At 55.0% G+C, this 23,542-nt stretch carries 21 protein-coding genes and 1 pseudogene; 9 read left to right on the top strand and 13 right to left on the bottom strand.

Going from position 1 to position 23,542, the window contains the following annotated elements:
* Window positions 1–113: 113 nt before the first annotated feature.
* The 12 genes and pseudogenes from BLU05_RS06230 to BLU05_RS06175 all read right to left on the bottom strand — a co-directional run bounded on the left by BLU05_RS06230 (window position 114) and on the right by BLU05_RS06175 (window position 13,361).
* Window positions 114–1,775 carry an L-lactate permease gene (locus tag BLU05_RS06230; RefSeq protein ID WP_091880096.1) on the bottom strand — a complete coding sequence of 554 codons (1,662 nt, stop codon included), beginning with the start codon at window positions 1,773–1,775 and terminating at the stop codon, window positions 114–116.
* A 190-nt stretch (window positions 1,776–1,965) separates the two neighbouring features.
* Window positions 1,966–2,670 (bottom strand): glutathione S-transferase N-terminal domain-containing protein, encoded by a 705-nt coding sequence (locus tag BLU05_RS06225; protein WP_091878633.1) that lies wholly within the window; start codon window positions 2,668–2,670, stop codon window positions 1,966–1,968.
* Between the two features lie 115 nt (window positions 2,671–2,785).
* Window positions 2,786–3,952, bottom strand: a complete 1,167-nt coding sequence (recF, locus tag BLU05_RS06220) for a DNA replication/repair protein RecF (RefSeq protein ID WP_091878631.1) — start codon at window positions 3,950–3,952, stop codon at window positions 2,786–2,788.
* A 432-nt stretch (window positions 3,953–4,384) separates the two neighbouring features.
* On the bottom strand, window positions 4,385–5,503 hold the full coding sequence (dnaN, locus tag BLU05_RS06215) for a DNA polymerase III subunit beta (protein WP_091878630.1): 1,119 nt from the start codon (window positions 5,501–5,503) through the stop codon (window positions 4,385–4,387).
* Window positions 5,504–5,688: 185 nt separating this feature from the next.
* Window positions 5,689–7,134: pseudogene (gene dnaA, locus BLU05_RS06210) on the bottom strand (chromosomal replication initiator protein DnaA); the annotation flags it as partial.
* Between the two features lie 968 nt (window positions 7,135–8,102).
* Entirely contained in the window at window positions 8,103–8,369 is a 267-nt protein-coding gene (gene rpsT / locus BLU05_RS06205; RefSeq protein ID WP_091878628.1) for a 30S ribosomal protein S20, read from the bottom strand.
* 156 nt (window positions 8,370–8,525) lie between these two features.
* Entirely contained in the window at window positions 8,526–9,299 is a 774-nt protein-coding gene (locus tag BLU05_RS06200) for an enoyl-CoA hydratase (RefSeq protein ID WP_091878627.1), read from the bottom strand.
* 13 nt (window positions 9,300–9,312) lie between these two features.
* Window positions 9,313–10,206 carry a bifunctional DNA-formamidopyrimidine glycosylase/DNA-(apurinic or apyrimidinic site) lyase gene (gene mutM / locus BLU05_RS06195; RefSeq protein ID WP_091878625.1) on the bottom strand — a complete coding sequence of 298 codons (894 nt, stop codon included), beginning with the start codon at window positions 10,204–10,206 and terminating at the stop codon, window positions 9,313–9,315.
* Window positions 10,199–11,434, bottom strand: a complete 1,236-nt coding sequence (locus tag BLU05_RS06190) for a phosphopentomutase (RefSeq protein ID WP_091878623.1) — start codon at window positions 11,432–11,434, stop codon at window positions 10,199–10,201. The genes mutM and BLU05_RS06190 overlap by 8 nt, the downstream gene beginning before the upstream one ends.
* A 95-nt stretch (window positions 11,435–11,529) precedes the next feature.
* Window positions 11,530–12,066, bottom strand: coding sequence for a TadE/TadG family type IV pilus assembly protein (locus tag BLU05_RS06185; RefSeq protein ID WP_175540536.1), 537 nt, complete (start codon window positions 12,064–12,066; stop codon window positions 11,530–11,532).
* 140 nt (window positions 12,067–12,206) lie between these two features.
* Window positions 12,207–12,722 (bottom strand): TadE/TadG family type IV pilus assembly protein, encoded by a 516-nt coding sequence (locus BLU05_RS06180; protein ID WP_091878620.1) that lies wholly within the window; start codon window positions 12,720–12,722, stop codon window positions 12,207–12,209.
* A gap of 219 nt (window positions 12,723–12,941) precedes the next feature.
* A complete protein-coding gene (locus tag BLU05_RS06175; protein WP_091880093.1) occupies window positions 12,942–13,361 on the bottom strand; it encodes a pilus assembly protein N-terminal domain-containing protein in 420 nt (139 codons plus the stop codon).
* Between the two features lie 276 nt (window positions 13,362–13,637).
* Between BLU05_RS06175 and BLU05_RS06170 the strand changes: the two genes are divergently transcribed.
* From BLU05_RS06170 to BLU05_RS06130, 9 genes are all read left to right on the top strand, one after another.
* On the top strand, window positions 13,638–13,844 hold the full coding sequence (locus tag BLU05_RS06170) for a Flp family type IVb pilin (RefSeq protein ID WP_091878619.1): 207 nt from the start codon (window positions 13,638–13,640) through the stop codon (window positions 13,842–13,844).
* 49 nt (window positions 13,845–13,893) lie between these two features.
* A complete protein-coding gene (locus BLU05_RS06165; protein WP_091878617.1) occupies window positions 13,894–14,418 on the top strand; it encodes an A24 family peptidase in 525 nt (174 codons plus the stop codon).
* A 185-nt stretch (window positions 14,419–14,603) separates the two neighbouring features.
* Window positions 14,604–15,407 (top strand): Flp pilus assembly protein CpaB, encoded by an 804-nt coding sequence (gene cpaB / locus BLU05_RS06160; protein WP_091878616.1) that lies wholly within the window; start codon window positions 14,604–14,606, stop codon window positions 15,405–15,407.
* A 1-nt stretch (window position 15,408) separates the two neighbouring features.
* Entirely contained in the window at window positions 15,409–16,968 is a 1,560-nt protein-coding gene (locus BLU05_RS06155) for a type II and III secretion system protein family protein (protein WP_091878614.1), read from the top strand.
* A complete protein-coding gene (locus BLU05_RS06150; protein WP_244518216.1) occupies window positions 16,965–17,660 on the top strand; it encodes a CpaD family pilus assembly protein in 696 nt (231 codons plus the stop codon). The genes BLU05_RS06155 and BLU05_RS06150 overlap by 4 nt, the downstream gene beginning before the upstream one ends.
* A 40-nt stretch (window positions 17,661–17,700) precedes the next feature.
* Window positions 17,701–18,984, top strand: a complete 1,284-nt coding sequence (locus tag BLU05_RS06145; protein WP_091878613.1) for an AAA family ATPase — start codon at window positions 17,701–17,703, stop codon at window positions 18,982–18,984.
* Between the two features lie 18 nt (window positions 18,985–19,002).
* Window positions 19,003–20,472 carry a CpaF family protein gene (locus tag BLU05_RS06140; RefSeq protein WP_091878611.1) on the top strand — a complete coding sequence of 490 codons (1,470 nt, stop codon included), beginning with the start codon at window positions 19,003–19,005 and terminating at the stop codon, window positions 20,470–20,472.
* Window positions 20,473–20,499: 27 nt separating this feature from the next.
* A complete protein-coding gene (locus BLU05_RS06135; protein WP_091878610.1) occupies window positions 20,500–21,513 on the top strand; it encodes a type II secretion system F family protein in 1,014 nt (337 codons plus the stop codon).
* 14 nt (window positions 21,514–21,527) lie between these two features.
* Window positions 21,528–22,553, top strand: coding sequence for a type II secretion system F family protein (locus BLU05_RS06130; protein ID WP_244518214.1), 1,026 nt, complete (start codon window positions 21,528–21,530; stop codon window positions 22,551–22,553).
* Between the two features lie 47 nt (window positions 22,554–22,600).
* On the opposite strand, the gene BLU05_RS06125 is transcribed toward BLU05_RS06130, so the two are convergent.
* Window positions 22,601–23,431, bottom strand: a complete 831-nt coding sequence (locus tag BLU05_RS06125) for a tetratricopeptide repeat protein (protein WP_091880088.1) — start codon at window positions 23,429–23,431, stop codon at window positions 22,601–22,603.
* Between the last annotated feature and the right edge of the window lie 111 nt (window positions 23,432–23,542).

Here is a 23,542-nt window from a genome sequence, read left to right as displayed (position 1 = left end):
GGGCGTTGCTCAATAGGACGTATAGGCGGGTTAAAAACCGACAGCCGTACGAAAATAGCTCAAACCAATCGCGGCCAACGGAAGCCGCGACGTCTGTTGGCAGGCGATTACGCTCAAGGTGGCGTAACGATCATCCAGGTAAAGACGTAGGCCTGAAGCATCACAAGCACGCCGACGAGACAGGCAAGAATGATCGAGTGCTTGAAGACGAAGCGCAGGATCGTCCCTTCATGCCCGTACCAGTTGGTGGCTGTCGAAGCGACGACGATGGACTGCGCGTCGATCATCTTGCCCATGACACCACCCGATGAGTTGGCGGCGCCCATCAGGATCGGCGAGAGACCAAGCTGTTCGGACGTGATTTTCTGCAGATTGCCGAAGAGCACATTGGAAGCCGTATCCGATCCCGTCAGGGCAACACCCAGCCAGCCCAGCAATGTGCCGAAGAACGGGTAGAGCACACCCGTGGCGGCGAATGCGAGCCCGAGGGTGGCATCAATGCCCGAAAGGCGCGTCAGCGTTCCAATGGCCAGCATGGCTGAAATGGTGATGAGGGAATAGGAGCACAGTTTGATCGTGCGCCCATATACCTTCAACATTTCTATAGGCTTGTAGCCCATGACAAGCCCGGAAATAACAGCCGCAATCAGCATGCCTGAACCCGTATAGGACAGCCACGTAAAGGCAAAGACCGCTTTCTCAGGCGTTGGCTGTGCGGCGATGGGCGCTACTTTCATAATCAGGTTGTTAAGGCCGGGAACGCTGTAGCTCAAGGTCGCCCATGGATTGACGGCGCTCTTGAACCAGTCGGTACCCCAGAGCAGAAGCACAGCGCAGACAATGATCCACGGGGTCATTGAAGCCCAGACTTCTGCCCGGGTTGGTGTGGTCTTCGTTGTCTTCACTGGCGGAACTTGTGAGGCGGAATCATCGCGGGTGCGCAATGCGGCGGATGTCCATATGACTTTTGGCTGCCATATGCGCAGGAAGCCGATGAGACAGGCCATGGAGATCAGCGATGCACCGATATCAACGATCCATGGATTGATAAAGTTCGAGATGAGAAACTGCGGTACCGCAAAGGAAACGCCGGTAACGAGAATTGCCGGCCAGACCTCTTTCATGCCCTTATATCCGGCAAAGGCCCAGACAACCCAGAACGGCACGATGAGCGAGAAGAATGGTAGCTGACGGCCAACCATGGCGCCAAGCAGGAAAGGATCAATGCCGGTGACGCTGGAAAGCCCGGCAATGGGTGTGCCCAGAGCACCGTAGGCGACGGGTGCCGTATTGGCGATCAGCGAAAGCCCGGATGCTGCCAGCGGCGAAAAGCCAAGGCCGATGAGGATCGCGGCAGTCACTGCTACAGGCGTTCCGAAACCGGAAGCGCCTTCGAAGAAAGCGCCAAAGGAAAAGGCAATCAGCAGGATTTGCAGACGCCGGTCGCGCGTTACGCCGCCAATGGTGTTTTGCAGCGTTTCGAAGACGCCTTTCTCCACCGTGAGCCGGTAGAGAAAGATGACGTTGAGGACGATCCATCCGATGGGAAAAAAGCCGGTGATGACGCCAAGCAGCGAGGCCCGGATCGACATATCCGCTGGCATGGTGAACACGAAGATTGCGATGAGATTGGCAACCACCAGCGCAATGATTGCCGCGATGTGCACCTTGACCTTGTTGGATGCGATCATCGCCAAGAGCACGACAACAGGTATTGCTGCTGCCAGTGTTGAAAGAACGGAATTGCCAAACGGATTATAGACCTGATTCCACATCATAATGCCCCCCATCATGGAGCACCGCGACGATCCGAATACCTCGAACAATCGTCCGGTACTCTAGTATATGTGTCAGATCGCTCTATTTGTGCGGCGTTCGAAGGAGAATGCAACCGGACAAAAAGCAAACGCCGCCGAAATGGCGGCATTCACTGGCTTTTCAACAGGAATGACTGATTAAAAGCGTCTAGGGGCGCTTGGGGATATCCAGGCCGCGCTGTACTGCCGGACGTGCAAGACCACGTTCCAGCCATGCCGGAACGTTCTTCAGGCTGGCATAGTCAACAAGATCGCCCGCGCCATAGAAGCCCACCAGATTGCGCACCCAGCCAAGCGTGGCGATATCGGCGATGGTGTATTCATCGTCCATGATCCACTGGCGGCCTTCCAGACGCGTTTCAAGCACGCCAAGCAATCGCTTGGATTCATTCTGGTAACGTTCAAGCGGGCGCTTGTCCTCGATCTCACGACCGGCAAACTTATGGAAAAAGCCAACCTGACCGAACATTGGACCGATCGCGGCCATCTGGAAAAACACCCACTGAATTGTCTGGTAGCGGCGCGCTGGATCAGAAGGCAGGAATTTGCCGGTCTTTTCGGCGAGGTAAAGCAGGATCGCGCCGGATTCGAACAGTGCCAGCGGCTTACCATCAGGACCATCCGGGTCGATGATCGCAGGAATTTTGCCATTCGGGTTGAGCGACAGGAATTCCGGTGTCCAGCTTTCGTTCTTTCCGATGTCGATGAGATGAACCTCGTAGGGCAGACCAAGCTCTTCCAGCATGATCGACACTTTCACGCCATTCGGTGTTGGCAGGGAATAGAGCTGAAGAAGCTCAGGGTGCTGGGCTGGCCAGCGTTGGGTGATTGGGAAGGACGAAAGATCAGACATAGGGATTCCTTTGTTGGATCAAGTGGCCGAGGGCCGTAGAAGCTTTGTTTGATGGGGGTTGCTGCGATTCCAGGACATGCTAACACGGTGACAGACAGACTTTCCATGGTCTGTGCTAACCGGCATGCACTTCTCCGTGAGCCACGTCGAAAAACTGGGCGCGACCGGCGAGACTTGAAAACAGCGCCCGGTCGGTGCCGGTCATGAAGGCCTGACCGCCAAGCTCTTCGATAATGTCGAAAAGTGCCGCCCGGCGACCCTCGTCAAGATGGGCGGCGATCTCGTCCAGCAGAAGGATGGGCGCCATGCCTGCCAGTTCGCCTGTTAGCCGCGCATGCGACAGGATAAGGCCAATGAGCAGGGCTTTTTGCTCGCCGGTCGAACAAAGTTCGGCGGGCATGCTCTTGGGCCGATGGCGCACCAGCAGATCGGAGCGGTGAGGGCCGTCAAGTGTACGGCCTGCAGCCCGATCACGGCTGCGACCATCATGCAGCGCGCGGCGAAAGGTTTCTTCCACATCGGTCGCCGATTCGATGCCGATGCGCGCTTCCAGTTCGCCATCAAGAATACAGTCGGCCTTGGGGAAGGGGCTATCATCCGGCAGCCGCTCGATCATGCCGTTGATCAGGCGCATAAGCTCGGCTCGGGCCGCTGCAATGGCAATGCCAAGCTCCGCCATAGGGGTCTCGATAGCATCAAGCCAGGCGCTGTTGCTGCGCTCTTCGCTCAGCAGGCGGTTACGGCTGCGCATGGCTTTCTCATAGTCGAGAACGCGGCGGCCATGCGCCGGATCAATGGCAAGCACCATACGATCAAGAAAACGCCTGCGATCACCAGCAGGACCGGTGAAGAGCCCATCCATGGCAGGCACCAGCCAGAGAATGCGGGAATATTCCAAAAGGTCATCGGCGCTCGATGCAGTCACGCCATTGATACGCACACGCCGTGCCGTATCCCCCGGGGCATTGCCGGCAAGCCCGGTACCAACGTCGACGGAGCCGTCCTCCGTTTCGATAGCCGCGTGGATGGCAAAACCATCAGGCGCATCATTGCGGGTAACATCCGTATAGGTGGCGCGGCGCAACCCGCGGCCCGGTGAGAGGAACGAAATCGCCTCAAGCAGATTGGTCTTGCCCGAACCGTTTTCACCCGTCAGCACCACATGCGACGGACCAAGCCGCAGCGACAGGTTTTCATAATTGCGGAAATGAGCGAGCTTCAACCGGCTGATCGAAACGCGGGCCGGTTTGCCAGCTTCGGGAGTTGGGAAGTCGTTTGTCATGCTGATGTACTGCCGCTCTTTACTCTCCCCCAATGTGGGGAACGTCCTGATTGGAGGGAGGAAAGCGTTGGCATCAGTGAACAGTCGCGTTGATGAAAGAAATCATATGACTTTGCATTGTTCATTCTCCCACTGCGCTATTGATGATGTTTGTCGGGGTTCAGAGCGTGGTTGGTGTTGCAGGGTGCGTGGTTCGTGGTTCGACAAGCTCACCATGAGGGAGAGAGGTGATGCAACGCTAATCGCAAAGGTTGCAGATTACAAAGGTTGCAGATCACAAAGATCGCGGATCATAAAGGGTCCAGAACTTGACCCCCTTTCATCCACACTCTCCCTCATGGTGAGCTTGTCGAACCACGAACCCATCTCTTACCCCCCACACCGCGGAGGAGGGCTAGCAACTCCAGCGTCAGAAACGTTCGTCAGCCAGCGTTAAACCCGCATTGGCATGAGCACATAGAGCGCATTCGCATCGCCCGTATCACGCACCAATGTCGGCGAGCCTGCATCTGCCAGCATGAAGATCGCCTCGGAGCCGGAAAGCTGGGCTGTGATATCGAGGAGATATTTGGCGTTGAAGCCGATCTCGATCGGGTCGGAGTCGTAATCAGCGGCAAGCTCGTCCGTAGCGCTGCCCGAATCCGGGTTGTTCACGGTCAAGGTCAGCTGCCCGTCGGCAATGGTCAGTTTGACCGCGCGGCCACGCTCGCTCGAAATGGTCGAAACGCGATCAACAGCGGAGGCAAAGCTCTGGCGGTCGATGGTCAGCTTCTTGTCATTGCCGGATGGAATGACGCGCTGATAGTCAGGGAATGTGCCGTCAATCAGCTTGGAGGTGAGAACCACCGAGCCAATGGTGAAGCGGATTTTGGTGTCCGACAATTCGATCGTGACAGCAACATCCGGGTCATCGACCAGCTTCTGCAACTCGGCGACAGTCTTACGCGGAATAATAATGCCGGGCATGCCTTCGGCACCTGACGGCGCTTCGAGTTCCGCGCGCGCCAGACGATGTCCGTCCGTGGCGACAGCGCGCAGTTTCAGGGAACCCTCGCTTTCAATGGCATGGAAGTAAATGCCATTGAGATAATAGCGGGTTTCTTCAGTGGAGATGGCGAACTGGGTCCGCTCGATCAGGCTTTTCAGCGCTGTCGAGGTAATGCGGAATGTGTGAGTGAAGGAGCCCGCCGTTAGCTCAGGGAAATCCGATTGCGGGAGGCACTGGAGGCGGAAGTTCGACCGGCCAGAGGTCACAGTCATCGAATTGCCGTCGGTGTTGGTCGCCAGCATGACTTCCGCGCCATCGGGCAGCTTGCGCACAATGTCATAGAGCAGATGTGCGGGTACAGTGGTCGCGCCCGATTGTTCGATCTGGGCTGCCGTGGCTTCGGTTACTTCAAGATCAAGGTCGGTCGCTTTGAGGGCAAGACTTGCACCCTCGGCCTGCAAAAGAACGTTCGAAAGAATCGGAATGGTGTTGCGCCGTTCCACCACGCGATGGACATGGTTGAGCGACTTCAGAAGATTGGAACGTTCAAGAGTTACACGCATGATAAACCGGTCTCACTGTCTTTTTAGACCCAAAGCCTTTAGGGGCCTGCGGCGCTTTTTCTGGCGAGAGGGTGAAGTTCCCCCAAGGTCAAGCAAATTGGCAGAAAGTCACCATAAAAAGCAAGCCTGCGGCTGGCATCAACGTACCATACCACAGGCTTTCTGTTGATAAGTGGCGTGGTGGCTTACTGGGCCTGATCGTTGATCAGGCGCTTGAGGAGTTCAAGTTCCTGCGACAGTTTCTGGTCCTTGCCGACAATATCCTCGATCTTACGCACCGCATGCAGAACTGTGGTGTGATCACGGCCGCCAAAGCGCCGGCCGATTTCCGGCAACGAACGGGGCGTGAGCATCTTGGCAAGATACATGGCAATCTGGCGTGGCTTCACGATGGTGCGTGTACGACGGTTGGACAGAAGGTCCTGCTTGGACACGTTGTAGTGGCGGGCAACAATGCGCTGGATTTCTTCGATGCGGATGCGCTTGGCTTCGCCGCCGCGCATCAAATGGCTCAGCAACTCATCGACCCGGTCTACGGAAAGGTTGGGCTCGAACGTCTGACGGAACAGAAGCTGGTTGAACGCGCCTTCGAGTTCGCGGCCGCTTCCCGTAACGGACTGGGCAACGTGATCGAGAATCTCGGGCGAAATATCAAGCGACTGGTCTTCGTGCTGGGCTGAAACCAGACGGCGCTTGAGAATTTCCAGACGCATTCCATAATCAGGGGAGATCATTTCAAGAGCTACACCACCCTGCAGGCGCGAACGTACGCGCGCATCAAGCGATTCCAGTTCTGACGGCGGACGGTCAGCGGCCACGACGACCTGCTTTGCGCTGTCGAGCAAGGTGTTGATCAGATGGCAGAATTCATGCTGGATCGACTTGCCCTGCAGGAACTGCATGTCGTCAATGATCAGAAGGTCGATGTCGCGCAGCTGTTCCTTGAAAGAGAGCGCATTGTTGTCGCGGATAGCCGTTGCAAAGCGCCACATGAAATATTCAGCTGTGAGATAAACCACACGGGCGCGTTCCGAGCGCTTCAATGCATCAGCAGCAATTGCCTGCAAAAGGTGTGTCTTGCCGAGACCCACAGAGGCATGGATGAACAGCGGGTTGAAACGGACGGCGCTGGCACCTGCATCAGCGATGGTGCGCGCAGCAGCGAGGGCAACGCGGTTCGGCGTACCATCAACAAATGTCTCGAACGTATAGCGAGGGTCCAGCGGCGAACCGAAGACAGAGTTCTGTCCGGGACGATCCGTCGCGCGGTCAGCGAAATGTGCCGGTGCCTTCTTGTCCTGCGATGTGCTGCCGACAGGGAAAACTGGCTTGTCACGGGTAATGGCACGAGGGTCGGCACGCAATGCTGGCTCTGCTTCCAGCGAAGGACGGCAGGCACGGCTGGCGCTACGGAATACGATCTCGACCTTGAGAACCTGTTCGTCCTCTTCACGCCACAACGTGTTGATCATGTCGGAGTAGTGGTTGTTGATCCAGGAACGGAGAAATGCGGTTGGCACGGAAAGGCGAACGATGCTCTTCGACGTTTCATCCAGTTTCAGACGACCAAACCAGCTGGAGTAAACTTCATTTCCGAGTTTGGCCTTGAGCTTGGTCTTGACCCTCTCGAAAATCATTTCGCCCTCGTTGCCGGCCGACATGCTTTTCCCTTCATCCATATGGAGCGGTACCATGGCTGCATTCGTGCCGTTTTCCATTATTCCGCTGGTCATTGTCATCGCCTCATCCTGATATTTATCTGTTCGGGCTTTATTGTGCCCGTGTTCTCATGTGGACCGGTCTGAGACCGGTTGGCAGTCCTGAAAAACCGATCACCCCTATGATCGGCCCCCACTCTCCTGAAGCTAATGGTTGGACAGGGTCAAGGACGCGTAATACAGATCAGAACAATCTCGCACTGAAATTCTAAAAACTGCCACGTCCATATCCTTCTCAACTTAGGCGCAAAAAGACTCACGCCCGGCTGATGCCAGCGCCGCCAACTTGCTTCTTTTCTGAAACGACCCAGGCCCGTATAAAACCTGAATACCGACAAAACTTACTCGTTACGCAAACAAAAAATCTGCGTCCGAACCCACTAAATTTATAAGCCTGTTAAATGGGTTTTTGCCCACCCCTTCGATGTCTGGACCTTACAAAAACCTTTGCGGTGAGGGCAAGGGCAGGCACGACGCTTTTTTAGTAAATAAAAGGTTAACGCTTTTACGTTTTTTTTAACGACTCCCGGTTCAGCCGGGAAAAAGCCTTCGGATTCAAAGCCTTTTTTGGAATGCGGATTTTGCTGCACCGCAGACTCACGCGATCAAAAAAAAATATTAAATTATCGCTTGACAGTGGCTGGGGTGGCAGATTCTCCCGGCTGGGGTCGGCATACAATGACTACCTTCTGTAAGTAATTGATATTAAACAAGAAATGATGATTGTCGCTTTTTGTATGAAACTCTTTGTGACCGGCATATGTCAGGGTTTTGATATGCCACAATCTTTTTCGCTGGAAACGAATTTATGCTCAAAAAAACGGCAAATAAAAAACCCGGCTAAAGACCAGCCGGGTTCAAAATAGACTATTTCTGTCTAGTTACGCAGACATGCCCTTAAGGCGCTGTGCAAGACGGGAAACCTTCCGGGATGCCGTGTTCTTGTGCATCACGCCTTTGGTAGCAGCGCGCATCACTTCCGGTTCAACAGCCTTGAAGGCTACGGAAGCGGCTGCCTGATCACCGCTTGCCACCGCATCTTCGAACTTGCGAAGGAAGGTGCGCACGCGTGAGCGGCGGGATTTATTTACTTCGGTGCGGGCTTCAATCTTACGCGCCGCTTTCTTGGCCGAAGGAGTGTTGGCCATGATGCCTCTCTTTTCTGTCAGCTACTCGGCAGCTTCAAAGCGGCCGTCACAAAATAATAGGGTGGCCGAGGGGCCACCAAACGTTGTCGGGCTTATAGATGACGTTTCCTGTTGCGTCAACTTGGAATCGTCGCCTTGCCGGTGGATATTTCACCCTCAACGATTCTTGAAATTTGGCGTGCGCTTTTCCGCAAAGGCCGCCATTCCCTCTTTCTGATCTTCCAGCGCAAACATGGAATGGAACAAGCGCCGTTCGAACCTCAATCCTTCTGACAGCGTTGTTTCATAGGCGCGGTTGACCGTCTCCTTGGTCATCATGACAACCGGCAGAGAGAAGGAGGCAACTTTCTTGGCCGCCTTCAATGCTTCCTCAATAAGCTCGCCAGCGGGCACCACGCGCGCCACAAGGCCGCTTCGCTCCGCTTCTGCAGCGTCCATCATGCGTCCGGTCAGGCACAGGTCCATTGCCTTGGACTTGCCGACAAAGCGCGTTAACCGCTGGGAGCCACCCATGCCGGGCATGACGCCAAGTGTAATCTCGGGTTGCCCGAATTTGGCGGTATCTGCTGCAATGATGAAATCGCACATCATGGCAAGCTCGCAGCCACCGCCCAGCGCATAGCCCGCCACCGCGGCGATCAGCGGTTTGCGCAGACGCGTGACCCGCTCCCATTCGCTGAAATAATCGCTGAGATAAGCATCGGCGAATTGGAGTGTCTGCATTTCCTTGATGTCGGCACCGGCAGCAAATGCCTTCTCAGAGCCGGTAATGACAACGGCACCGATCCGGTCGTCCTTTTCGAAGTCTTCCAGCGCCGCGCTCAGCTCGGCAAGCAAGGCGGAATTCAGCGCATTCAGTGCCTGCGGTCGATTAAGTTGAATGAAGCCAACCTTCTCGCGCGTTTCGACGATGATATTTTCGTAGGCCATGCGGGTACTCCTCCTAATGCTGGCAGATCGGGCAGAAAAATGTCGACCGTCCGCTTTGGACGATGCGCGTTACCGTGCCATCACAGGCAGGACGCGGGCAAGGCTCGCCTTCGCGATCGTAGACAGAAAATGAATGCTGGAAATAGCCAAGCTCCCCGTCGGTCTGCCGGTAGTCCTTCAGACTGGACCCGCCTGCGGCAATCGCATCGGAGATGACGGAGCGAATGGAGGTGGCAAGCCGCTCCGCCATGGGAGTAGGTTCGCTGTTCTCGCCAGCGATGGACCCGGCGACGCGCAAAGGCGACAGCTCGGCGCGCCAGAGAGCTTCGCAGACATAGATATTGCCAAGGCCGGCAATCAATGTCTGATCCAGCAGGGCTGCTTTCAACGGCGCATTCTTGTTCTCGAAAAGTTTTGCGAGCAGTGCGCCATCCAGTCGGTTGCCCGTGGGTTCGATGCCGAGATCCTGAATGAATTTGTGGGTGTTGAGCGCACCGGGTTCAGCAAACAGCATAAAGCCGAAACGGCGTGGATCGTTGTAGATGATACGACTTTTCACACGTTCTTTTGATTCCACATGGATCACCACATGGTCGTGTGTCGTATTTCGCGATCGTTCATGGTGAAACACACCCGGCGCCGTTTCTTCCTCGTCCTGCTCGATCCGATAGGAGCCAGACATTCCCAGATGGCTGATCAATCCCAAACCATCGTCGAGATGTACAATCAGATATTTGGCCCGGCGTTCCAGAGAATCGATCCGGCGCCCCGTCAGCCTTTGCGCGAAATTTTCCGGAAAAGGAAAGCGCAGATCCGGTCTGCGCTGCTCGACGCGCGCAATGGTTGCGCCTTCCATGAAGGGCTGCAACCCACGGCGCACTGTTTCGACTTCAGGAAGTTCAGGCATGGGATGCTGTGCCTCGCAGAAAGCTCTTGCCGTGTGGGCCGGGTGCAATGTCGAGATGAGCAGCAATCGTTTCACCAATATCGGCAAAGGTCGGACGCACACCCAGCGATCCGTGCGGCAGGTCAGGCCCGAAACACAGAACCGGAACGCGTTCGCGCGTGTGATCTGTCCCCTTGAAGGTTGGATCACAACCATGATCGGCTGTCAGGATGAGCAGATCACCGGCCCGCAATTTTGCCAAAGCTTCCGGCAGGCGGCGGTCAAAGGCTTCGAGGGCTGCGGCGTAACCGGGTACATCACGGCGATGGCCGTAAAGCATGTCAAAATCGACAAAGTTGGTGAAGACCAGATCACCGTCCTGCGCATCGTCCATGGCAATCAACGTTTCGTCAAAAAGGGCCATATTGCCATTGGCCTTGCGCACCTGTGATACGCCCTTATGCGCATAGATATCGCCGATCTTGCCGATCGCGATGACAGTGCGGCCAGCATCGGTCAGGCGGTCAAGCAATGTCGGTTCGGGTGGTGGGACGGAATAGTCGCGGCGATTACCGGTGCGCTCAAAGGTTTCTTTGGTTTCGCCGACAAATGGCCGTGCGATCACCCTGCCAATATTCAGCGGATCGACCAGCTCGCGCATGATCTCGCAAAGCTTGTAAAGCCGGTCGAGGCCAAAATGCTGTTCGTGCGCAGCGATCTGGATCACGGAATCCGTTGACGTATAGAAAATCGGCTTGCCGCTGCGAATGTGCTCTTCGCCATACTCCTCGATGATGTCAGTTCCGGACGCATGTTTGTTGCCCAGAATACCCGGTAAATTGGCACGGCGGACGGCTTCTGCAATCAGACTGTCGGGAAAGGTCGGGATTACCTGCGGGAAGTAACCCCAGTTAAAGGTTACGGGTACGCCAGCGATTTCCCAATGACCTGACGGTGTATCCTTGCCATTGGAAACCTCTTCTGCGGCTCCCCACAATCCGACCGGATCAGTTATATCAGACGGAATTTCAAAGTCAGACGCAAGATTGGCTGCGTGGAAGAGACCGAGTGAAGCCATTTTTGGCAGAGCGAGCGGGCCGGAACGCAACCCATCCTTGTCGCCGCGTCCTTGAGCGCATGCTTCCGCAATATGCCCCAGCGTTGTTGCGCCTGCATCACCAAAAGCTGCAGCATCCGGCGCGCCGCCTATGCCAAAGGAATCGAGCACAAAAAGAAAAGCGCGAGACATGCATTACTCCATCAGAACCACCTTCCACAGATAGGTGAAACTGAAGCGGATGACAAACATCAAGTAACAGCAGCTCTTGAAGGCGATCTGTTATCTCAGCAATTGCTGCAAGCGACTGCTTTACCTTGACGGACGCGGCCATAGATCATCTTCGCCATGGCAATGCCTTTGCCTGTGGTGCCGCTGGACGTGTCGACAGGATTTTGCATCGTCCAGGCGATGAGCGGTAGGTAGGCGATGTTTGTCTCAACACGCACAAATGTGATGTCGGTGCCCGTGACGCGCAAATTGGGATCAATGGCGATTGTGCTGCCTTTCGCATAAGGCGTTGTGACCGACTGGTTGACCCGGCGCTGCGACCACGCAACCGTCGCACTGCTGCCATCGCCAGGAACATTGATGGATGTCACCGTGATTTGCGGTAAATCACGCTGGTAAGGCAGAAGCGTCAGACCGGCGATCTCCATGATATTGTTAATCTGGTCTTTCGTGACCGATTGCTGCTGCGTCACCAGATCGGCCACCATACTGCCGGAGCGCGCGAGTTTCCTGTTGACGTCAATTCCATTCGTCACTTCAACGCTGCCAAGCAGCAGCAGGATCATCACCGGTGCAATCAATGCAAATTCCATTGCTGCAACACCACGTTGATCTCTCAGGAAAGCCGTAAAAGACGCTTTCAAACTACTGGCGATGGCAAACAGGCTTTTACAGGGCTGCATGGTGCGGGCTCTCGCTGAAGACGGGGAATGTTGGGAAGTCTGGCGGACAATCACAGATAGGGCTCGTTTTGCCAGGTTGCCGTTGAGAAGAGCAGGGTCTTCCCTTGCCCCTTTATGCTTTCAATGCGGGGCTTCATCAAATCGGTAAGGATAGGCCAGCGGTAAAAGACCCGCAGTTGATTGATTGTTCCTGCGCCACCGGGAGCGTTCTTGAACCCGGACGCGTCGACATCGTTGTCCGCCTTGAGTGGAATGGTCTTCGGCACAGCCTTGAAGGTCGCATATGTTTGCAAATCGACGACGAGATCAGGGCAACCCGCTGCGGGCATGAGCAACTGGCCGCAAATGAGCGTCGCCAACTTGGTGCCGCTTACGTCGCTGGCTTTGAGCTGGCCGGTTCTCAGTTTGCGCGAGAGATCGTCAACGGTGTTGGACATGACCTGTTCGGCGGTAAAGCTCAGGCTGATTTCAATAATAGCAAAAATGAGCAGGAAGAAGGGAAGGGCAATCAGGGCAAACTCGATTGCAACGGTACCGCGATTGTTCCTGCAGAACCGTGCAAACATTGAAGGCCTGCGTTCGCCGCATGCTGGTCCAGAAGGGCCATTACCTTCCTGTAAATCAGTTGTAACAGCTCCCCGCACCATGGATTGTCTTTCTCCGTATTATCGCGCCGGACAAAGCTCTATCAGCCAGATGTTAGAATCTCGTTTGAAGCCAGATGCAAATTGCGATGAGTGAATTCACTCTTTCTCAACTTTGATGCAGGTGAACGGGAGAAATTATCAGTTGCCGCCGATTTCCGTATCGGATTTCTTTTCAGCGTCGGTCTTCTGGGACGTTTCGCAAAAGGGCGAGCATGAGAGTGTCTGGACAGCAGCGCGCCTATAGACGCGCACGGTGTTGGCGACGCTGCGGCTGACGAGAACGTGATCATCGACAATGGCGCTGCCATCGGCGTCCATGATGACAATGTTCGTCACACCGAAACCTTTTCCTGTGAGCACCACCGTTTTTGAATCTTTCACAACCGCATCGGCTATTTCAGGATCGCCGACAACGACCGTATCCGCAGGGCGGGCCAGCTTCAGAACGGTGGCCTGATTCATCACAACATGGATGCCGGTATCAGCACCAGCTTGTACCGCGCTCGACAGAGCAGCCAAAAGCGCAAGTGCAATGATCGTGCCGTGATGTCGAACCATGGGAATGCCCTTCGCAAAATCGTTGGATGAACCATGCCCGTGATTGGTGAAAGAAGGCTTAATCCGTGAACCGCTTGTTAAGCATAATTTTGAACGGCTGCTCTGTTCGTGGCAATAGGTCATCAGTGTACGTCGAGCCAACAATTTTAGGCTTCAGTTTCATCCTTTCGTAACGGTCTTTTTTAAGATGAAAGCAATTCGTCGCGGATAATCTCCAAACATATCACGTTACAAAAATGGCCACGATAAATGGCAACAGAAGTGCGGGAGATCACAATGTTCAACGTAAAACATCTCGCAGAGCCGGGTGACAATGCTTTCACCGGCTTTCCCCGGAACAGATCCGGAGCAACTGCCATTGAATATGCCCTGATTGCGGCCATCATCTCCATCGGGATCGTCTCCAGCGCAGGAACGCTCGGAACTGCCGTCAAAGCCACCTATGAAAGCGTCTCTACCAAAGTTGTAGACGTGGCCCAGTGATGTTCAAACGCAAGAACGGCTCAGACGCTCGGCGTGATGGACAAGAGCGATGATTGAAGCAGCAATATTGATCGTCTTCCCCTTTGCGATGGCATTTGCGGGCGTATCCGATCTTCTCTCCATGACAATCCAGAACCGTGTCTCGGTCATCTTGCTCGTCTCGTTTGCCGTACTGGCTCCTCTCACCGGAATGCCTTGGGATATTTACGGCCTGCATTTTGCAGCTGGTGGTGCAGTTCTTGCGGTCACGTTCCTGCTGTTTGCGACCGGAACCATGGGCGGCGGCGATGCCAAGCTCATGACGTCAACGGCAGTCTGGATCGGCTGGAACATGGAATTGGCAGGCTATCTGCTCATTCTGTCGCTGCTTGGCGGGGCTCTGACACTGGCAATCCTTAGATATCGAAGCTCGCACCTGGCTATTGTATATGCGGGGCGGCTTAATTTCATGCAACGATTGGCACAGAAAGAGGAAGGCGTGCCCTACGGTGTGGCTCTCGGAGCAGCCGGTTTGCTGGTGTTTCCGTCATCGCCCATGTGTCTGTGGGTTGTGGACCGATTGGCCCATATTTAACAGCCTCTGGTTGGCTTTCCGATCCTCCGCACGGCATGCGCGTAGGATTGGATTGAAACAGTACAAAATACGACCAGATTGTCCCCATTAATCATCATTTTAAGCAAAGTATTAACCATAATTACACGATTGCGAAGCCAAGGTGTTCCCCGGGCAATGTGGGTGAAAAACTATTGGGGTCGTCAATGCAAAAGGCACGCGTTGTTATTCTCATCGTGGCGATAACGGCTGCCGGTGCGGCTGGCTATATCGCAATGAATATGAAGCCCGATGCTCCGGTTGTTGAGGCCGTCGCGCCGCCCCCGCCTCAAATTGAACTTCAGGATGTATTGGTAGCCACCGATGGCCTTGGCGTTGGTGCCGAAATGCAAAACCAGATGCGCTGGCAGCCATGGCCTGTAGCGGCATTGGCTGACGGCTACATCAAACGTTCAGAGCGACCAAACGCTGAAAAAGAACTGAGCGGATCTACCGTCCGGTTGCAGATATTTCCGGGAGAGCCGATCCGTGAAGCCAAGCTGATCGGCAAGGGCCAGAGCTTCATGTCAGCGCAATTGCCCGCCGGGATGCGTGCAGTGGCAACGCAGATTGCGGCCGATACCGCCGCTGGCGGCTTCATCCTGCCCAATGATTATGTCGACGTGATCATGATCAGGCAGGTGGAAGGCGAACAGAAGCAATTCACTACCGAAACAATTCTCAGCAATGTGCGGGTTCTCGCCATTGATCAAACAATTCAGGAAGACGAGACCGGCCAGAAAAACAAAGTGGGCTCCACCGCAACGCTCGAACTGACCCCGCAACAGGCAGAAATATTGTCGGTGGCGCAGCAGATGGCGAGCCGGATGACGCTGGTGCTGCGATCCCTGCAGGATGTGCAGGAGCCGACAGGGCCGGGCGCTGAATACCTCGTCAATTCACCGGGACGTGCCGGAAACGTCAAACTCATCAAATCCGGAACTGTCACTGAAATATTGGGGCGCAAATAAAATGGAGTTCCGATCAATCGTCATGACGCGCAAATGCGACAACCGCCTGTCCCGATTCTGGAAAGCCGGACTCATTGCAGCAGGCTGCGGCATCGCTCTTTTGCCAATACAGACAAGTGCCGTTGCTGAAAGTAATGTGGTCAAGCTGAACCAGGGGCAGGGCGTATCGAAGCGGATCAACCTTGCTCTCAATAAGTCGCTTGTCGTTGATCTCCCCGCGGATGCCTACGATATTCTTGTTGCCAATCCGACGGTTGCTGACGCTGTTACCCGCACGGCCCGCCGCATCTACCTCTTTGGAAAACAGGTCGGTCAGACGAATATCTTCGTTTTCGGGCCAAATGGCGAGCAGCTTGCAAGCTTTGATCTGGTGATCGAACGCGATGTCGCTGGTCTTGAAGGCAGTCTGAAGAAATACATCCCCGATTCCGACATCAAGGTCGAGCTTCTCAATGATAATGTGATTTTGACGGGAACAGTGCAGACCCCGCTCGACGCCAAGCGTGCGACCGATCTTGCAACCTTGCTGGTAACAGGCGGTGAAGCAACAACCGGTCAATATTCGCAGAACAGCGTAACCGGCGGTAGTGGCACCAGTGTCATCATTGGCAATCAGGATGAGGCACGCCAGAAAAGCAAGATCGTCAATCTGATCCAGATTGCCGGCGAAGATCAGGTGACGCTCAAGGTTACCGTGGCGGAAGTCAGTCGCACCGTGATGAAGCAACTGGGTGTGAACCTCGTGGCTTCAGGGAGCAGCAACGGCATAAGCTTTGCCGGGCTTTCTCAAAACGTTGCAGGTCTCGGTGTGCCCTTGAGTGGGTCTGGAGCCGGTATAAATGCAAAGATCGGCAGTACATCGATCGGGGCATACCTGAATGCAATGGAATTGGCCGGTGTGATGAAGACATTGGCCGAACCAACCCTCACAGCGATATCAGGCGAAAAGGCAACCTTCCGCGTAGGTGGGGAATACAACATTCTTTCGGGACAGGATGTTGACGATAAAGGCAAGGTTACGCGCGAACACAAGACGGTGGAATACGGCATCGGCCTTGAATTTGTGCCCGTCGTCCTTTCGCCGGGGCGCATCAGTCTCAAAGTCAGAACATCTGTGTCTGAGCCTACCGTTGAAGGCTCTCTTCCTATGGGTACGTCTGCCCAAGAGCTGTCAGCAAATATCATTTCGATACGCAAGCGCCTCGCTGACACCACAGTTGAGCTTCCGTCCGGCGGATCAATGATGATCGCAGGACTCATGCGCGATGATGCTCGCCAGGCAATATCGGGCTTTCCGGGACTTTCCAAGATTCCGATACTCGGCACCCTGTTCCGCAGCCGTGAATTCGTGCGCAACGAAACTGAGCTTGTCATCATCATCACGCCCTATCTCGTTCGCCCGGTGGCCCGCAATGCGCTTGCCCGCCCTGACGATAATCTCAACCTTGCCAGCGATGCGGCGGGAATGTTCCTCGGCAAAGTCAATCGGGTCTATGGCACGAACGCTTCTGCCGCCCCGGCCGGGCGCTATGAAGGCGTTGTTGGATACATCTACAAATGAGCAAGGACCTCTCCATGTCAGACAAGAAATCCATGCGCATGCAACAGGTGCTTGCTCTCATTGCGATCACATTCCTTGCCGGTTGCGCTGACCGCAGTGGAACGGTTGGCAGTATCCCTGATGATTATCGAACCAATCACCCGATTGTCATCTCGGAAAAAGAGCAGGTTGCGGATATTCCGGTTGGACATGCCGACAGCAGGCTCTCCATAACCCAGCGCAGCATCGTTCAGAATGTGCTGGCCAATTATCATGCCAATGGTTCCGGCGTTATTCATATCCTGTTGCCATCGGGCACATCCAATGAGCGTGCTGCCGCCCGGTTGCGCGATGATATTATCGCGACTTTGCGCAAAAGCGGCGTAAAGCCGTTCAATATTTCCAGCGAGCGCTATCAGGCTGATCCTGATGAATCGGCGCCCATTCGCCTGTCTTATTCCGCAATGACCGCCTCGACAGGCCCTTGCGGCCAGTGGCCCAAGGATATTCTCGATACCGCCGACAACAAGCATTATCAGAATTTTGGTTGTGCCAGTCAGAACAATCTCGCGGCACAGATTGCCAATCCGGCTGATTTGCTTGGACCAAGAGCGACCACTTCAATTGATGCCGAACGCCGCGGCAAGGTGATCGATGCCTACAGAAACGCCACAACGCCGCAGCCTGTCTACACGCAGGAAGTCAAATACTAACAGATGAACAGCACCTCTTTTTGAAAAGCGGAATGCCAGAATGAGCCAGTTGGCCTTTGAATCAGAAATTCAGTTGGAGGACGGCAGCGGGCGTGCGGCCACTACCGGGCTGCATGCCTACAGGCCCATACCTCGCATATCGATACAGGCATTTTGCGAAACGGACGCTGTTGCACAGCAGATATCGCGGGCAAGTGACGACCGCCGCATGGCGAAGACCCATGCCCAGCTGCATATGGGCGGGATAGGCAGTGCCGTCGAACTCTTCCAGACGATGCCGACGCCCAATCTCATTCTTCTGGAATCATCGGCAGCGCCTCGCGATATGCTGGAACAGCTTGCCGCGCTTTCTCAGGTCTGCGATCCGAGCACCAAGGTCGTCATTATCGGTCACTACAATGATGTCTGGCTTTACCGCGAACTTCTGCGCAACGGCATTTCCGAATATATGGTCGCTCCAATTGATCTGGCCGATATTATCGGCGTGATCGGCGGCTTGTTCGTTGATCCAGACGCCAAGCCTTTGGGAAGTTCCATTGCATTTATCGGTGCCAAGGGTGGTGTTGGTGCGTCCACCATTGCGCATAATATTGCCTGGTCCATCTCGTCGCTTTTCAAGAACGAAGTCGTCATTGCCGATATGGATTTGCCCTATGGCACAGCCAATATCAATTTTGATCAGGACCCGCCGCAGGGCATAGCGGAAGCGGTCTTTTCGCCAGAGCGCATTGATGATGTCTATCTCGACCGGCTTCTTGCCCAATGTGCGGAGAACCTGTCTCTGCTTGCCGCCCCATCCACGCTCGACCGCGTGTTTGACTTTCGTGATGATTCCTTCGCTCATCTGATTGATGTTGCCCAGCGCTCTGTTCCCCATGTGGTATTGGATATTCCGCACACCTGGAACGGCTGGACCCGCACCACGCTCGCACGGGCTGACGAGATCGTCATTGTCGCTTCGCCTGAGCTAGCCAATCTGCGCAACACCAAAAACCTGCTCGATACATTGAAACAGTTGCGGCCGAATGACGGGCCGCCGCGCCTCATTCTCAATCAGGTTGGAATTCCCAAGCGGCCTGAGATTGCACCGGCGGATTTTTGCAGTCCGCTGGGAATTGCGCCGCTGGGTGTGATTCCGTTTGATCCTGCCCTGTTTGGAAATGCCGCCAACAATGGACGGATGCTTGCGGAGACTGATTCCGCTAATGCAATTGTCCAGAACATCAATGAGATTGCCCACATCCTGACTGGCCGCCTCGAATTGAAGGCCAAGAGGAAGCCGGTACTTTCTTCAGTCCTGTCGAAACTGAAGCGCAAGAAATGACATTGAAGGAATAAACCCATGTTCGGCAAACGCGGAAGTACGGGAGAAGGCCGCCCGATTCAGGAGTTTCGGGCAATTGCGCTTGAGACAGCGTTGCCGATGCACGCTGCACCGGATGCTGCGCGTTCTCCGCGCGATGTTGCCGAGATAAAGCGTCTTGCCGTTGTCGAACAGCCGTCAAAACCAGCCGCACCGCAACGCGAAAAGAACGAGAGCTACTACGACACCAAATCGCAGGTGTTTACGGCATTGATCGATACGATCGATCTTTCGCAATTGTCGAAACTTGATCCAGACGTTGCGCGCGAAGAAATCCGCGACATCGTCAACGACATCATCGCGATCAAGAACTTTGCCATGTCGATCGCCGAGCAGGAAGAACTGCTCGATGATATCTGCAACGATGTTCTTGGCTATGGTCCGCTGGAGCCTTTGCTGGCGCGCGATGATATTGCCGATATCATGGTCAACGGTGCGCGCAAGACCTACATCGAAGTCCTCGGAAAGGTACAGGAGTCCAGCGTCCGGTTCCGCGACAATCAGCAACTTCTGAACATCTGCCAGCGCATTGTCAGTCAGGTTGGCCGCCGTGTTGATGAATCGAGCCCCATATGCGATGCGCGTCTTCCTGACGGCTCGCGCGTCAATGTCATTGCCCCACCACTTGCACTTGACGGACCTATTCTCACCATCCGCAAATTCAAGAAGGACAAGCTGACCCTTGATCAACTGGTTCGCCTTGGCGCCATCTCGCCTCCCGGCGCTGAACTGCTGCAGATCATCGGTCGTGTTCGCTGCAATATTGTTATCTCGGGTGGTACGGGTTCGGGCAAGACGACGCTTCTGAACTGCCTGACGAACTATATCGACAGGGATGAACGTATCATCACCTGCGAAGATTCCGCTGAACTTCAGTTGCAGCAGCCGCATGTGGTCCGTCTTGAAACCCGCCCGGCCAATCTGGAGGGCGAGGGCGAGATCACCATGCGTGATCTCGTGAAGAACTGCCTGCGTATGCGCCCGGAACGTATTATCGTCGGTGAGGTGCGCGGACCCGAGGTTTTCGATCTTCTGTCTGCCATGAACACCGGCCACGACGGGTCGATGGGTACCATTCACGCCAACAGCCCGCGCGAATGTTTGAGCCGTATGGAATCGATGATTGCCATGGGTGGCTTCGCACTGCCGCAAAGGACCGTGCGTGAGATCATCGTTGGTTCTGTCGATATTATCATTCAGGCCGCACGTCTGCGCGATGGCTCCCGGCGCATCACCCATGTGACCGAGGTCGTTGGCATGGAAGGCGATGTGATCATCACGCAGGACCTCATGGTCTACGATATCGAAGGCGAAGACGCCAATGGCCGTCTTGTTGGAAAGCATGTCTCGACGGGATTGAGCCGTCCGAAATTCTGGGATCGCGCACGATACTACAATGAAGAGCATAGGCTGGCGCAGGCCATCGACGCGATGGAAGTCCAGTCATGAGATCATTAGCGCGGCGGGAGCATGGCGATGTTCGGTCTTGATTTCGAGCAACTCGCATTTGTCGTGCTGACAACACTTTCGCTCGCCTCCTTGGCTTATTTCTGCGTCTTCGACCAAATCGAACAGCAGAAAAAGTCCGATGATCGTTTAAAGTCGGTCAAGCTGGCAGCAACCGACAGTCTGAGTAAATCCAGCGCCCGGGATAAACAGGCGGAGGCCGTGAAGCGCCGCAAATCGGTGCAGGATACGCTGAACGATATCGACCAGCGGCAAAAGCTGCGCGACAAGAACATCAAATCCCCTCCGCTCAAGATGCTGCTCCAACAGGCGGGCCTGAAAGTCACAGTCAGGCGCTTTTATATTTATTCGGGCATTGTCGGGATTGTTCTGGTGTTTCTGCGCGTATTCTTCGGCGCGCCGCTTTATCTGGCGCCTGGCTTCTTCCTGATTGGCGCTTTGGGTCTGCCACGCGCCTTTGTTTATTATATGCGACGGCGGCGCGTTGCCGCCTTCCTGCACGAATTTCCAAACTCCATTGACGTCATCGTGCGCGCCATACGGTCGGGACTGCCGCTCAATGATGGAATTCGATTGATTGCGCAGGAAGCGCGGGAACCTGTCCGCACGGAGTTTCGGCGGATTGTTGATATGCAGCAGGTCGGCGTGAGTATTCCGGAAGCGGCAATGCGCATGTCGGAGTTCATGCCCTGTCCCGAAGCAAGCTTCTTTGGCATCGTCATCCAGATCCAATCGCAGGCGGGCGGCAATCTATCCGAAGCACTTGGCAATCTTTCGCGCGTATTGCGGGACCGCAAAAAAATGAAGGCGAAAGTGCAGGCTCTGTCCATGGAAGCCAAGGCATCCGCCTATATTATCGGAGCATTGCCCTTCATTGTTGCCGGGCTCGTTTACATAACAAGCCCCGGTTACATTTCGCTGCTGTTCACGACCGATAAAGGCAACCTCATCATGATGTGCGCAGGCGTTTGGATGTCCATCGGCATTCTTGTGATGCGCAAAATGATCAACTTCAAATTCTAGACGGAGCAAGCGCGGTGTTTTCTTCCCTTCTCAAAGCCGTGCATGACAATCCGGACACCGTTCGGGCTGTGCTTGTGGCTGTTTCAGCCTTTGCAACGGTTATGACGATTTTCCTGCCGAAACTTCGCACATCAGTTTTGAAAACGCGGATGAAATCGGTGGCTTTGGAGCGGGATCAATTGCGAGCGAAAGATCGCACGCGCCTTGCGGCTGAAAGCATCAGCCGACATAAGGCCACTTCGCAGGGTAGCCTGCGCATGGCCCAGCGGCAGGGCGTCCGGCAATTTGTCGAAAAGCTGGACCTGCAACGGGCGCTTGCCGATGAAAAGACGCTGGCATCGTTGCGCACCGCCGGCTTTCGCGGGCAGAATGCACTGAATGTGTTCCTGGCGGCCCGTTTCGGTCTGCCATTTCTGACATTCACCCTGACAGCCTTCTGGATATTCGGCCTGAATGGTCTTTGGGGGCAGCCGACAATGGTACGCGTACTCGTATGTCTCGTTGGAGGCTATATCGGTTTTTACGCGCCCAATCTGTATGTTAGCAATGCGGGCAGCAAGCGCAAGCACTCGATCCAGATGGCGTGGCCGGATTCCCTTGATCTCATGCTGATCTGCGTTGAATCCGGAATGTCGATCGAGGCCGCCTTCAAGAAGGTGTCGGAGGAGATCGGCGTTCAGTCAACGGCGCTAGCCGAAGAGTTTGTCCTGACGAATGCAGAACTTTCCTTTCTGCCCGAGCGGAGGTTGGCCTATGAAAATCTTGCAACGCGCACTGGGCTGGAGTCGGTCAAATCAGTCGTACAGGCCCTGACCCAATCCGAACGTTACGGTACATCCATAGGCGGCGCGCTTCGAACCTTGTCCGATGAAAGCCGCGAAGCCCGGCTGAATGCCGCCGAGAAGAAGGCGGCAGCCTTGCCGCCCAAATTGACCGTTCCGATGATTGTGTTTCTTCTGCCTGTGCTTTTCGCGGTCATTCTCGGACCCGCGATCATTCAGGTTTCGGCGCAAGGCGGCATTTTCGGCGCGCTCAAATAAACAGACCGCTTCTCATCATGCGGCTGTTTCCATTGCTCTTGGAAGGTTCAACTGTTGTTGGGCTTCTTCTTGTCTTTCAGCATGTTCCAGGAGTTCTGCTGGGCAAGCATCGAGCGAAGATACCTGACATTGGTCTCTGCCTGTTGCGGCGAGAGTTCCTGTTTGGCGATTGTTTCCGCCTCGGCGAATCGGCCCTGCAGTCCGACAACCAGCGCCAGATTCTGCCTGACACGGCTATCGGCACCTTGAGCGCCAACTGCCTTGCGCATATATGTCTCGGCCGTGTTCAGCTCACCTGACAGGACATAGGACATGCCAAGATTGGAGAGCAGCGATGCCTCATTTGGATTGATGTCCGTAGCCTGCTTGTAGATGTTGCGGGCCTCGCTGGTCTTGCCCAGCTGGTCAAGGATAGCGCCTTCAGCGGAAAGCAGTTTCCAATCGGGATATTCGGGTGTCTGCGCGCGGCGAATTGCATCAAGCGCCGCTTCAAATTCGCCGCTGCTCGCCAGTGCCTTACCATAGGCAGCAAGCACATCACGGTCTTTCGGGTAGGCAATGGCCAGACTGCGCATGACCGCTAGTGCCTGATCATTGCGGCCTGTCATACGCAGCACGGTGGAAAAATTCATCGCCGTGGTCTTGTCCTTGGGATTGCCTTGATAACGCGCTCCAAGACTGGATGATGCTTGCGCGAGCTGCTGCGCATTCATCTGATCGAAATTGCCCGCTGGTGCTGCCGTAGTGGAAGCGGGGGAAATAGATCCGGTGGTTGTTTTGTCGGTTGTAGCGCAGCCAGAAATACCCGCGGCAAGGGCAATTATTGCGGCGGAAAAAATGAGACGGCGATTGCGTTGAATAATCCCTGCGCTTGTCATAATTTGCCCCGTCAGATCCCACCGCACGTTCATTGGTGCGTTAACCAATCCCATGCGAAAGAAATATTCTGTTAACCCTAACGGACCGTTAATGACGCCATGTTTGCAGGC

The organism is Phyllobacterium sp. OV277, assembly GCF_900104355.1.
Classification (GTDB): Bacteria; Pseudomonadota; Alphaproteobacteria; order Rhizobiales; family Rhizobiaceae; genus Phyllobacterium.
This window is presented reverse-complemented; position numbering and strand designations above follow the sequence as displayed.

Excerpts from the sequence above, each read along its gene's own strand:
- BLU05_RS06140 (WP_091878611.1), top strand. The coding sequence starts at position 19,003 with ATGTTCGGCAAACGCGGAAGTACGGGAGAAGGCCGCCCGATTCAGGAG.
- BLU05_RS06150 (WP_244518216.1), top strand. The coding sequence starts at position 16,965 with ATGAGCAAGGACCTCTCCATGTCAGACAAGAAATCCATGCGCATGCAA.
- mutM (WP_091878625.1), bottom strand. The coding sequence starts at position 10,206 with ATGCCTGAACTTCCTGAAGTCGAAACAGTGCGCCGTGGGTTGCAGCCC.
- BLU05_RS06125 (WP_091880088.1), bottom strand. The coding sequence starts at position 23,431 with ATGACAAGCGCAGGGATTATTCAACGCAATCGCCGTCTCATTTTTTCC.
- BLU05_RS06145 (WP_091878613.1), top strand. The coding sequence starts at position 17,701 with ATGAGCCAGTTGGCCTTTGAATCAGAAATTCAGTTGGAGGACGGCAGC.
- cpaB (WP_091878616.1), top strand. The coding sequence starts at position 14,604 with ATGCAAAAGGCACGCGTTGTTATTCTCATCGTGGCGATAACGGCTGCC.
- BLU05_RS06200 (WP_091878627.1), bottom strand. The coding sequence starts at position 9,299 with ATGGCCTACGAAAATATCATCGTCGAAACGCGCGAGAAGGTTGGCTTC.
- BLU05_RS06175 (WP_091880093.1), bottom strand. The coding sequence starts at position 13,361 with ATGGTTCGACATCACGGCACGATCATTGCACTTGCGCTTTTGGCTGCT.
- BLU05_RS06170 (WP_091878619.1), top strand. The coding sequence starts at position 13,638 with ATGTTCAACGTAAAACATCTCGCAGAGCCGGGTGACAATGCTTTCACC.
- BLU05_RS06135 (WP_091878610.1), top strand. The coding sequence starts at position 20,500 with ATGTTCGGTCTTGATTTCGAGCAACTCGCATTTGTCGTGCTGACAACA.
- BLU05_RS06225 (WP_091878633.1), bottom strand. The coding sequence starts at position 2,670 with ATGTCTGATCTTTCGTCCTTCCCAATCACCCAACGCTGGCCAGCCCAG.
- BLU05_RS06180 (WP_091878620.1), bottom strand. The coding sequence starts at position 12,722 with ATGTTTGCACGGTTCTGCAGGAACAATCGCGGTACCGTTGCAATCGAG.
- BLU05_RS06230 (WP_091880096.1), bottom strand. The coding sequence starts at position 1,775 with ATGTGGAATCAGGTCTATAATCCGTTTGGCAATTCCGTTCTTTCAACA.
- rpsT (WP_091878628.1), bottom strand. The coding sequence starts at position 8,369 with ATGGCCAACACTCCTTCGGCCAAGAAAGCGGCGCGTAAGATTGAAGCC.
- BLU05_RS06155 (WP_091878614.1), top strand. The coding sequence starts at position 15,409 with ATGGAGTTCCGATCAATCGTCATGACGCGCAAATGCGACAACCGCCTG.
- recF (WP_091878631.1), bottom strand. The coding sequence starts at position 3,952 with ATGACAAACGACTTCCCAACTCCCGAAGCTGGCAAACCGGCCCGCGTT.
- dnaN (WP_091878630.1), bottom strand. The coding sequence starts at position 5,503 with ATGCGTGTAACTCTTGAACGTTCCAATCTTCTGAAGTCGCTCAACCAT.
- BLU05_RS06165 (WP_091878617.1), top strand. The coding sequence starts at position 13,894 with ATGATTGAAGCAGCAATATTGATCGTCTTCCCCTTTGCGATGGCATTT.
- BLU05_RS06185 (WP_175540536.1), bottom strand. The coding sequence starts at position 12,066 with ATGGAATTTGCATTGATTGCACCGGTGATGATCCTGCTGCTGCTTGGC.
- BLU05_RS06190 (WP_091878623.1), bottom strand. The coding sequence starts at position 11,434 with ATGTCTCGCGCTTTTCTTTTTGTGCTCGATTCCTTTGGCATAGGCGGC.